At 36.2% G+C, this 12,001-nt stretch carries 9 protein-coding genes; 4 read left to right on the forward strand and 5 right to left on the reverse strand.

Translation table 11 applies throughout. The annotated features are described in order from the left end of the window. Positions 1 to 48: 48 nt before the first annotated feature. Both GOQ16_RS06470 and GOQ16_RS06475 read right to left on the reverse strand, forming a co-directional pair. A complete protein-coding gene (locus tag GOQ16_RS06470) occupies positions 49 to 1,734 on the reverse strand; it encodes an amino acid permease (RefSeq protein ID WP_160068548.1) in 1,686 nt (561 codons plus the stop codon). A gap of 28 nt (positions 1,735 to 1,762) precedes the next feature. Beyond that, complete coding sequence (locus tag GOQ16_RS06475; protein ID WP_160068549.1) at positions 1,763 to 2,428, reverse strand: hypothetical protein; 666 nt, start codon at positions 2,426 to 2,428, stop codon at positions 1,763 to 1,765. A 100-nt stretch (positions 2,429 to 2,528) separates the two neighbouring features. Here GOQ16_RS06475 and tyrS point away from each other — a divergent pair, with 100 nt between their 5' ends. Further along, positions 2,529 to 3,812, forward strand: coding sequence for a tyrosine--tRNA ligase (tyrS, locus tag GOQ16_RS06480; protein ID WP_149913022.1), 1,284 nt, complete (start codon positions 2,529 to 2,531; stop codon positions 3,810 to 3,812). A gap of 114 nt (positions 3,813 to 3,926) precedes the next feature. On the opposite strand, the gene GOQ16_RS06485 is transcribed toward tyrS, so the two are convergent. Then, complete coding sequence (locus GOQ16_RS06485) at positions 3,927 to 4,484, reverse strand: hypothetical protein (protein WP_160068550.1); 558 nt, start codon at positions 4,482 to 4,484, stop codon at positions 3,927 to 3,929. 301 nt (positions 4,485 to 4,785) lie between these two features. Between GOQ16_RS06485 and GOQ16_RS06490 the strand changes: the two genes are divergently transcribed. The 3 genes from GOQ16_RS06490 (at position 4,786) to GOQ16_RS06500 (ending at position 9,089) form a co-directional block, all read left to right on the forward strand. Further along, positions 4,786 to 5,973 carry an aspartate aminotransferase family protein gene (locus GOQ16_RS06490; protein ID WP_160068551.1) on the forward strand — a complete coding sequence of 396 codons (1,188 nt, stop codon included), beginning with the start codon at positions 4,786 to 4,788 and terminating at the stop codon, positions 5,971 to 5,973. Positions 5,974 to 6,005: 32 nt separating this feature from the next. Then, the gene (locus tag GOQ16_RS06495; protein ID WP_160068552.1) at positions 6,006 to 6,755 is read left to right on the forward strand and encodes an SGNH/GDSL hydrolase family protein; all 750 of its coding nucleotides are present in this window, start codon (positions 6,006 to 6,008) and stop codon (positions 6,753 to 6,755) included. Between the two features lie 72 nt (positions 6,756 to 6,827). After that, complete coding sequence (locus GOQ16_RS06500) at positions 6,828 to 9,089, forward strand: inorganic phosphate transporter (protein WP_160068553.1); 2,262 nt, start codon at positions 6,828 to 6,830, stop codon at positions 9,087 to 9,089. A 369-nt stretch (positions 9,090 to 9,458) separates the two neighbouring features. Here GOQ16_RS06500 and atpG read toward each other — a convergent pair whose 3' ends face one another. Together atpG and atpA are read right to left on the reverse strand one after the other, a co-directional pair. Further along, a complete protein-coding gene (gene atpG / locus GOQ16_RS06505) occupies positions 9,459 to 10,337 on the reverse strand; it encodes an ATP synthase F1 subunit gamma (RefSeq protein WP_160068554.1) in 879 nt (292 codons plus the stop codon). 79 nt (positions 10,338 to 10,416) lie between these two features. Then, positions 10,417 to 11,991 (reverse strand): F0F1 ATP synthase subunit alpha, encoded by a 1,575-nt coding sequence (gene atpA / locus GOQ16_RS06510; RefSeq protein WP_149913028.1) that lies wholly within the window; start codon positions 11,989 to 11,991, stop codon positions 10,417 to 10,419. Positions 11,992 to 12,001: the final 10 nt, after the last annotated feature.

The raw sequence follows: 12,001 nt of genomic DNA on the forward strand, positions 1-12,001 counted from the left end.
CTCTTTCTGAAGTGGCTGTATTATTTTAATTCTTTGTGTAAATTTCTTTTATTCCTGTGTTCTTAATTTTGAATTTTTGTACCCATACATAAAGTAGATTACCAATCCAATCGCTAACCAAATTATAAATATAAACCAATTACTGGCACCTAACTCTGTCATCAGATACAGGTTAACCAATATACCAATCACTGGAAGCAGTGAAAAATTATGTTTATAAGAAAGAATACTCATGGTTAACCAAGTCAGCCAGAATATTACCACGAGCGATTTATGTAAAATAACTTCCGAAGCACCCAAAGTTTTCCATTCTGCCAAGCTATCTTGACCATACAAATACATCAACCCTATTCCCACAATAAAACTCAATCCGACTATATATTTTCCATTGACGTAAGGCACTTTAAATTTAGACTTCGCAGAAAGCCCCGATTTATCCATATAAAGTACACCTGCACAAACTAATATAAAAGCAAAGAATGTCCCTACTGAAGTCAAATCCACAAAGAAATCCATTTTGAAAAATAATGCTGGAATTGCTACCACAAAACCTGTAACAATTGTAGCAAACGATGGAGTTTTATATTTGGGATGGATTGTAGCGAATTTTTTCCACAATAAACCATCGCGACTCATCGTCATCCAAATGCGCGGCTGTGCCAATTGGAATACCAATAATGCACTAGTAATAGCAATTACAGATGTTACTGAAATAATTCCTGCCATATGGTCAAACCCAACATATTGGAAAACATAGGCCAATGGATCTTTCACATTCAATTCAGTATAATTAACCATTCCTGTCAAAACCAAAGTAATCAACACATATAAGACAGCGCAAATTACCAAACAATAAATCATCGCTCTTGGCAGGTCACGTTGTGGATTTTTACACTCTTCAGCCGTAGTCGAAATCGAGTCAAAACCAATGAAAGCAAAGAAAACAGCTGCAACACCACTCATCACACCTCCAAGTCCGTTGGGTGCGAATGGTGTCCAGTTTTCTGGTTTGACGAAGAAAAGACCTCCAAAGATTACAGCCAATATTATCCCAATCTTAACGATAACCATAATATTACTTGCTCGTTGTGATTCTTTTATTCCAATATAAACCAACCACGTCACCAATACGGTGATTAACCCTGCTGGCATATCAAAAATGATAGGTATCTCTCCTATTTTAGGCGCAGTTTCATATGCTTGCAAAGCGATTTTGTCAATTCCAGTCAATTTATCAACGCCTACTTCAAGCATTTTTGCGTGCGCTTCTGTGGCATATCCCGGAGCCATTGTCATCCATTTGGGGAGATGTATCCCAAATCCTTCGAGCATTGACACAAAATATTGCGACCATGAAATAGCGACTACCATATTGGAAACCGCATATTCTAAAACCAATGCCCATCCAATAATCCATGCAAATAATTCGCCGAAGGCCACATATGCGTAAGTGTAAGCAGATCCTGAAACTGGAACTGTACTTGCAAACTGAGCATAAGAAAGTGCTGTAAAAACACAAGCAAAGGCAACAAAAACGAATAACATCGATACGGCAGGGCCACCATTATATGACGCCAAACCAATTGTACTAAAAATCCCAGCACCGACGATAGCAGCTATTCCCAACGAAACCAAATCCCGAACACCTAATATTTTAGCTAGTCCACTACCTTTAGTCTCTGCATCAAGTAGTATCTGGTCAACACTTTTCTTTTTGAAAAGTTGGTTTTTCATATAATTAATATTTTGGTCATTAAAACTTTTAATCCAACTGTTGCGTGATAGATATATAGATATCGTAATAATCTTTCAATTTCTCGCGTTGGTATTCATCTAGCTGCATTGCGAGTACTTCAAAATGACGCTTTTCAGGTGTAAATTTCCATACTCTCTTACAAATATTGAATAATGCATGTGGAAGATTTTCCACTTTTGCATAGTCAAAGATATATTTTGAGGAAACAAATCTATCATAAAAGTTGTAAAATCTTTCTACATCCACTGTCTCAAAAGTTTCCAAGTACTTTGTTAAAGTAATTTTATTAATATGTTCTAAATGTTCGTACAATCGAGATACGGAAAGTAGATTATTCGCTATAAGCTTGTGGTCAAGTAATAATTCTAAGCTAATGTGGGCTAAAAAAGATGCTCTAACTGGTAAATCGACAACGTTTTGCTCAATGATTTTACGAATTTGATGGGTATGATGGTAAAAGAAATCTGAACTATGAAAAATTTTATCTACCAAAAGATGTCTTTTCCATCCCTCCGTAATCGATTCACTCTTTATACCTATCGGCAGCATGGGTGAAAATTTATGAAGCTGAAAAGAATTGTCTTTGTCTGCATTCTTTAATAAATCAGGCAAAAGTCCGCCTAACACTTGCTCAGAATGAACAGCATATCGTTCGAAATAGTAATGTGACAAAAAATTCAAAATGCAGCAATTACAGAATTATTAGTCGTAATATACGTCATAATCTGCTATCTTTGCAATCTTAAATCAAAAAATATATAATCATATCGTTATGAGTTTTGTAGAAGAATTACGTTGGAGAGGCATGCTTCAAGATATCATGCCGGGAACAGAAGATTTACTGAACAAAGAAAAAGTTTCAGGTTATATCGGTTTTGACCCAACTGGCGATTCTTTACATGTGGGGCATTTGACTCAAATCATGACTTTAATCCATTTTCAAAATGCAGGACACAAACCTGTTGCCCTTGTCGGAGGTGCTACAGGAATGATCGGTGATCCATCGTTCAAGTCTGCAGAAAGAAATCTTTTAGACGAAGCTACATTGAATCACAATGTAACTTGTCTTAAAAATCAATTGGCGAAGTTTTTAAATTTTGGCGACGGCGAAAACGACGCTAAAATGGTAAATAACTACGATTGGTTTAAAGATTTCAGCTTTTTGGATTTTATTCGTGACGTAGGTAAGTTGATTACGGTCAACTATATGATGTCTAAGGATTCGGTAAAGAAACGTTTAGAAGGTGATAACGGATTATCGTTCACGGAGTTTACTTATCAACTGATTCAAGGATATGATTTTTATTATTTGTGGAAACACCACAATTGCAAAATCCAAATGGGTGGTTCGGATCAGTGGGGAAATATTGTAACAGGTTCGGAGATGATTCGTCGTCAAGACCAAGGTACAGCTTACGCATTGACTACGCAGTTGATTAAAAAATCTGACGGTCAGAAATTCGGTAAAACGGAATCTGGTGCAGTATGGTTAGACCCGAAGAAAACTTCGCCTTTCAAATATTACCAATTCTGGTTGAATGCAACGGATGACGATGCGAAAAACTGGATTAATATTTTTACACTACGTTCGAAAGAAGAAATCGAAGCTATCGTAGCTGAACATGATGCTGCGCCACATTTACGTATCGTACAGAAAGCTTTGGCGGAGGATATCACGATCCGTACACACTCTAAAGAGGCTTACGAGACAGCGGTTAAAACTTCCGAGTTCTTATTTGGTAATGGTTCTTTGGAATTCTTGGCGAATTTAGAACACGATACAGTTTTGGAAGTTTTTGATGGTGTACCTCAATTTACAATTAGCAAAGCTGAATTGGAATCTGGAGTTAATATTTTGGACTTATTAGCCGTACAAACGCAAGTTTTTGCTTCAAAAGGCGAAGCTAAGAAAATGTTGACTGGCGGTGGCGTATCACTGAATAAAGTAAAATTAGGCGATATCGAACAAACTGTAACAGCTGGCGATTTAATCAACAACAAATATTTAGTTGCGCAAAAAGGTAAAAAAAATTATTTCTTGATTATCGCAGAATAATTAGGTCTTTTAGATATTTTGTAAAGCCTCAATCGTTGATTGGGGCTTTACTATTTCATATAGACAACAGAAAGTATCTAACAACTTTTCTTCTAATTAAATGAGTTTATTATTTTACTCCACAACATTTAAGGTAATATATCGTTGATTGTTATTAGTAAAATATATAGGAACCATTTGGTGATACGTCACTTCGTTTCCCCAGTACTCAACCTCTAAGAATGTATCAAAACTTAAGTTTTTATTCTCCGATAAATCTCGAAATCTAACTCCCAAAAGATAATTTTTACTTTCTAAAAGTTCATAATAAATAATTTGTTCAAAATAAGTTTCATTATTATGACTTACGATTGAATTATTCATCTTACTAATATCAAATAATGGAGATAAATATCTTCCATCATTGTTATTATTATCAAAAAGTATAAACGTGCTATAAATTGCAGAACTAAATCCTTTCCAATTATTCCAGTCACTTTTATTAACCTTCAAAACACATTTGATTGTATCTCCGACTTTATATACATCTTTAGCTGGTGTAATAGTGGCAAAAACTTTCGCATCCTTTAATTCTTCAATTGGAAAGGCCTCTGGACGAACTGGTTCACAATGAAAAGCTGTAGTCAAAAGAAATATTCCAAATAGGAGAAAACTGATATAGTTAATTTTCATATTTATCTTTATAAAGTTATAATAAACAATTACAATAAGAATTATCAACGAAAATCTCTTGTCCAATACCATTGGTATAATAACATCTATTCATATTATCTTTTTTAGTTCGATATCCTTCATAACTGCATATTAGATCATTAAATAATGGCTCACAGCTACTCAACAGTATAATGGACAAGAAAATATAAAAATATTTCATAATAAAAGTCTTTGATTTAATTCTAAGGTAAAATTATTGACAAAAAAAACAAACAAACATTAACTTTTTCACTTAATTAATCATTAGTACCTTTGTCCTATGATTAGTAATAGAGAGCTTTTCCTGAAAAACACAGCTCAAACATCAGAAAGTCCACGACTTATAGAAATTGAAAAAGCTGAAGCTTCTTACCTTTACGGACCTCAAGGACAGAAATATTTAGACTTAGTATCTGGTTTTAATGTAAGTAATATTGGTCATCGCCATCCTAAAGTGATTGCAGCAATTCAAGAGCAATTGGAAAAATATTTGCACGTAACGGTTTATGGTGAGTTTGTACAAGCGCCACAAGTACAGTTTGCGACTAAACTATTAGAAAACCTGCCCTCATCTTTTGGTTCAGTTTACTTAACCAATTCGGGCGCGGAGGCTGTAGAAGGTTCGATGAAAATTGCGAAACGATACACAGGTCGTCGGCAAATTATTGCGGCTAAGAATGCGTATCATGGCAGTACACAAGGTGCTTTGAGTTTAATAGGTGGTACACAATATCAAGAAGCTTACGCTCCTCTCCTACCAGAAATTGACTTTATCGAGTTTAACTCCCAGACAGATTTAGAAACTATTACAGATAAAACTGCTGCAGTCATTGTAGAAGCTATCCAAGGCGAAGCAGGTGTACGTGTACCATCTGCGGAATATATGCAAGCATTACGTGCTAAATGTACGGAGGTTGGTGCATTATTAGTCTTCGATGAAATTCAAACAGGTTTTGGACGTACAGGTAAGCTGTTTGCATTTGAACATTTTGGTGTCGTTCCTGATATTTTGATGTTGGCAAAAGGTATTGGAGGCGGTATGCCTTTAGGTGCGTTTGTAGCACCTAAAGAAATTATGGATGTTATCAAAGCCAATCCGATGTTGGGACATATCACGACATTTGGTGGTCACCCTGTTTCTTGCGCTGCAGCATTAGCTTCGCTGAAAGTAATTCTAGAAGAGCAGCTGGTGGAAGGAGTAGAAGAAAAAGCACTATTATTCCGTCAGGAACTAGCGCATCCAAAAATCAAAGAAATTCGCGGATTGGGTTTAATGATGTGTTTGCAGTTAGAAAACTTTGATCAAGTATATAATGTTAGTAAATACTGTGCTGACAACGGCATCATGATAGACTGGTATTTACACTGCGAAACGGCTTTACGTGTAGCGCCTCCATTGACTATTTCTAAGGAAGAAATCAATGAAGCTTGTCAAATCATCAAGCAAGGAATTGATAAATTCTGTTAATATCGCTACTTTAGGGTTATAAACCTTAAACTATGAAAGACAGAAGAAGTTTTCTAAAACAATCGCTTGCAGCTATCGGCACAACTGTTATTGGCAGTAACTTGACTCATGCTGAATCATTTGCCGCAAAAAATAATAAAATTGAATTACGCAAAAACGACATCATTCTATTTCAAGGCGATTCGATAACAGACCACGGACGTAGTAGAGATCGACTTGGTCCGAATGATTTAGACGCGATGGGGAAAGGTTATGCTGCACACGCTGCACGTACACTTTTACATAAACATGCTTCTAAAGATTTGCAAATCTATAACCGTGGAATCAGTGGTCATAAAGTACCTCAATTAATTGAGCGTTGGCAAAAAGATTGCTTGGATATTAAGCCAAATGTATTGAGTATTCTGATTGGTGTCAACGATTATTGGCATAAACGAAATGGAAACTATAACGGATCAGCAGCGGAGTATAAAGCACAATACCAAAAAATGCTGGATCTTACGCTTCAGCATCTTCCTAATGTAAAATTAATCATCGGAGAACCTTTCGGTGTCAAAGATGTACAACATGTGGACAACAGCTGGTATCCTGAATTTGGCGATTATCAGCGCGTAAGTAAAGAGATCGCAACTGAATACAAGGCAGTATTCATACCTTACCAAAGCATATTTGACAAGGCAGGAAAAGAAGCCGATGGAAAATACTGGGCATATGACGGCGTACATACAAGTATGGCAGGTATAAGCTTAATGGCAGAATCTGTATTACAATGTTTTAAATAAATCAAACTTAGCTAATGTTAACATTAAGTTAACATTAGCTTCATACTTTTGTAGGGTTAACTTTATATAAGTATGGAACACTACCTTTATTTAGTCATCATTACACTTATAGTTTTAGCAGTCATCGACTTGATGGTTGGTGTTAGTAATGATGCTGTGAATTTTCTAAACTCTGGTTTAGGATCAAAAGCCCTTTCTTTCCGACTAATTATGATACTTGCATCAGCAGGTATTCTGTGTGGTGCGGTTTTTTCCAGTGGGATGATGGAAATTGCCCGAAGCGGGATTTACGTCCCGAGTATGTTCAGTTTTAATGATGTCATGGTCATATTCCTTGCCGTCATGATTACCGATATTATCTTGCTTGACGTATTTAATTATTTTGGATTACCTACCTCTACCACCGTATCTATAGTTTTTGAATTACTTGGAGCAGCTGTGTGTTTAGCCTTATACAAAATAATGATGTCCTCAGGTGATTATAGCACACTTTCACAATATATTAACACTAAAAAAGCTTCTGAAATAGTTGTAAGTATCTTATTTTCTGTAGCGATATCATTTACATTGGGTATGCTCGTACAATACGTATCACGTGTGTTGTTTACTTTTCAATTTCAAAAACGAATAAAGACTTTTGGTGTTTTCTTTGGAGGTCTTGCACTAGCTTTGATTTCTTATTTTATTTTAATCAAAGGATTAAAGTCTGTAACATTTATTAGCAAAGATGTGCAATCTTGGATAAGCACACATGAATTAACCCTATTAGGGGGAAGCTTTGTCGTTTTTACTATTTTTAGTTTTATACTTACGCGTCTTAATATCAATATACTTAAAGTAATTATTGGCGTTGGTACTTTTGGTCTGGCACTTTCTTTTGCAGGAAATGACTTAGTAAACTTTATCGGTGTACCTGTAGCTGCTATTCAGTCTATAGGATTTTTCAAAGCGGCTGGTACAGGAATAGATCCCAATACATACATGATGTCAGAATTGGCTTCATCGGAGATTGTAGCTCCAATGTGGATCTTATCTGTCAGTGGATTGATTATGATCTTTACATTATGGACATCTAAGAAAGCTCGTACGGTTATCGAAACAGAAATGAGCTTGAGTAGCCAAGACTCATCTACAGAAAAATTCCAACCCAATACATTATCAAGATGGATTGTAAGAGGTTTTGTAAATTTAGGTAATGTGTTATCGTACGTGATGCCTCGTACATTGCAATCAAAGTTGGATAAACGATTTGAGCAGACAGTATCAGCTACTACACAAAAGTCAAAAGATGAACCTATGTTTGACATGGTTCGTGCATCTGTAAACTTGATGGTAGCGAGTAGTCTAATCGCTTTGGGAACTTCAATGAAATTACCTTTATCCACGACTTATGTGACTTTCATGGTGGCAATGGGTACAGCATTTGCAGATAGAGCATGGGATCGTGAATCTGCGGTATATCGTGTATCAGGTGTTTTTCATGTAATAGGTGGATGGTTCTTCACAGCAGCTTGTGCATTTACTGGTGCATTTGTAATCGCTTACTTCTTAAAAATTGGCGGCATTGTAAGTTTTGTTGTCGCATTGATCGTGTTGGCTTTATTATTATTCCAAAATGCACGTAGCCATAAGAAAAAAGTGGCTGAACAAGCAGAACGTAAACTTCAATTGGAAAAAACAGACATTCGTTCTGTTCAACAAGTGACGGAAGCGAGCTCCAATCAGATAAGTGAAGTAGTCGCAAAAGCAAACTTATTCTATAGTGAGGTAATTGAGAATCTTATTAAAACAGATTTAACGTCATTATCCATCAACAAAAAACTAATTAAGAAGCTCAATAAGGATTTGGATTCTACTAACGATAATTTGTATAACTTCATCCGCAACTTGGATGATAATTCAGCTAAATCAAGCCGTTACTACATTATTTCGTTAGGTTATCTTCAAGATATTATTGAAAACCTGTACATCATTGCCAATAATGCACACAGTCATGTTGACAATAATCACAAGCCGCTAAGAACGAGTCGTGGTGAAGATCTTCGTCTAGTTACCAAGCAATTGAGTAATTGGTATGCTGAAATATACAATATGTACAAGCGCCTTGAATTTACCAATATTGATAGTGTAATGAATCAACGTAACAAGATTCAGAGCACCATCAATGAATTAATGGATCTTCAAATCAATGATATTAGAACAACAGATACTAGTCCAAGAAATACGAGATTATACTTCTCTATCTTACTTGAGACAAATGAAATGGTAAGTTCTACTTTCAAATTGTTAAGACTTCATAAAGAGTTTTTAGAATTCAAACAAGCAAATAAGTAACAAATACTTTTTAAATAAATTGAATGGGGCTTTATCAATAAGCCCCATTTTTATGTCCTAATAAAACACTATGCTGTAGCAATAAACAAAATGTATGTTGAAAATGTAGCTAATTCTAACCTTTTAATACGTGATTTTTGAAACACTAATTAAGCCTGTATATTTAACAAATAACAACTAATGATATTCAATGCATACACTCAATAGAGTTAATCCAATTGTATAAGAGCAATGCAACAGTTTTAACGAAGCATAACTATTTATACTATCACTCATTTAATGTTGAAACTTTTTGGTAATAGTTTAAAGCAAAAAAAAGCGATGAAATTAATTTCATCGCTTTTCTATTGAGATTCCCGAAGGAATTATTTAGCCGTTTGAAAGTGCAGCTGCACCCGAAACAATCTCTGTAAGCTCTGTTGTAATAGCTGCTTGACGAGCTTGGTTGTATGAAAGTTTTAATTGCTTTAATAAGTCACCAGCATTTTCTGTTGCCTTATCCATCGCAGTCATACGCGCACCGTGCTCCGAAGCATTAGAATCTAATACCGCTTTGTACAATTGAATCTTAATCGCTTTAGGGATTAATTCTTCAATGATTTTTTCTTTTGAAGGCTCGATAATGTAATCCAATTCAACTGCGTCTTCTTTCTTTTCTTCAGGCAATAGAGGTAACAATTGTTCTGAAGTCAAAACTTGTACAGCAGCATTACGGAATTGGTTGTAAACAACCTCAACACGGTCGATATTTCCTTCTTTGAATTCATTCATGATGTATTCAGTCACTTTAGATACGTTTTCGAAATCTAAGTTGTTGAATAATTCATTATGATTGCCAATAACGTTGAAATTACGCTTAGAGAAGAAGTCATGACCACGCTTACCAATAGCAATCATACTTACATCACCTCTCGCAAATTGATCCGCATATTTAGTAGCGATCAAGTTATTCGTCGTTTTAATAGCATTAGCATTGAAAGCTCCTGCCAAACCTCTATTTGAAGTCACTACTACGATCAAAACCTTAGTAGGCACTCTATCTTGAGTATATGGAGAATCATTTCCTTCTACAGAAGCTGAAACTTGAGCAAGAATATCTCTTAATTTATTGGCATAAGGGCGCAATTGCACGATAGCATTCGTCGCACGCTTTAATTTTGCCGCAGAAACCATTTTCATGGCTTTGGTAATCTGCTGCGTGGATGTCACCGAGGTGATACGGTTTCTTACTTCTTTTAAATTTGCCATATTTTAATAGAGATTTGAGTAAGGAGTATTGCGTATTGAGTAAGATACTCCCTACTCAATACTCTATACTCTTATCTAATTAATATTTTGAAGCTAATTCTTTAGCTACTTTTTCTAAAACGTCTGTTAACTCATCTGAGAATTTACCAGCTTTTAATGCTGATAATACTTCTGGATGACGTTGCTCTAATTGCGTCAAGTATTCCTCTTCGAATTGACGTACTTTGTTCACTGGAACATTACGCAACAATCCTTTTGTACCTGCATAGATGATAGCTGTTTGCTTTTCAACTGATACTGGTGAGAATTGACCTTGTTTTAAGATCTCAACGTTACGAACACCTTTATCTAATACTGATTTAGTAGCTGCATCTAAATCCGAACCGAATTTAGCGAAAGCTTCCAACTCACGGTATTGTGCTTGATCTAATTTTAATGTACCAGATACTTTCTTCATCGACTTAATCTGTGCGTTACCACCCACACGTGATACCGAGATACCTACGTTGATCGCTGGACGGATACCTGCATTGAATAAGTTAGACTCTAAGAAGATCTGACCATCCGTGATTGAGATTACGTTAGTAGGGATATATGCGGATACGTCACCTGCTTGTGTCTCGATGATAGGAAGAGCTGTCAATGAACCACCACCTTTTACTAAGTGCTTGATAGACTCAGGAAGGTCATTCATGTTACGAGCGATATCATCAGAAGAGTTGATTTTCGCTGCACGCTCTAATAAACGAGAGTGAAGGTAGAAAACGTCACCTGGATAAGCCTCACGACCTGGAGGACGTTTCAATAATAATGACACCTCACGGTAAGCTACCGCTTGTTTTGATAAATCATCATATACGATCAATGCTGGACGACCTGTATCACGGAAGAATTCTCCGATAGCAGCACCCGCCATTGGCGCGTAGAATTGAAGTGGAGCAGGATCAGCAGCAGAAGCAGCAACTACAACCGTATAAGCCATAGCGCCTCTTTCCTCCAATACACGTACGATATTAGCTACTGTAGAGTTCTTTTGACCAACTGCAACATATATACAGAATACTGGTTGACCAGCATCATAAAATTCTTTTTGATTGATGATAGTATCGATACATACCGCTGTTTTACCAGTTTGACGGTCACCGATTACTAACTCACGTTGTCCACGACCTACAGGAATCATCGCATCGATAGCTTTGATACCAGTTTGTAATGGCTCAGTTACTGGCTGACGGTAGATAACACCAGGAGCTTTACGCTCGATAGGCATTTCATAAGTTTCGCCAACGATAGGTCCTTTACCATCAATTGGTTGACCTAAAGTATTAACTACACGGCCAAGCATACCTTCACCTACTTTAATAGATGCGATACGATTTGTACGTTTGATTGTATCACCTTCTTTGATTTCATCTGAAGGACCTAAAAGTACAACACCTGCGTTGTCTTCTTCTAAGTTTAATACAATACCTTGTAATCCGTTTGAAAATTCAACCAACTCACCTGATTGAACTTTTGTTAAGCCGTAAACGCGAGCAATACCGTCACCAACTGTAAGCACGGTACCTACTTCCTCTAATTCGGCCTCTGACTTAAAGCCTGACAATTGCTCTCTTAGAATTGCCGAAACTTCATCTGGTCTTACCTCTATCATTTTACTTCGT

Source organism: Sphingobacterium bovisgrunnientis, assembly GCF_009829085.1.
In the GTDB taxonomy this organism is placed as follows: domain Bacteria; phylum Bacteroidota; class Bacteroidia; order Sphingobacteriales; family Sphingobacteriaceae; genus Sphingobacterium; species Sphingobacterium bovisgrunnientis.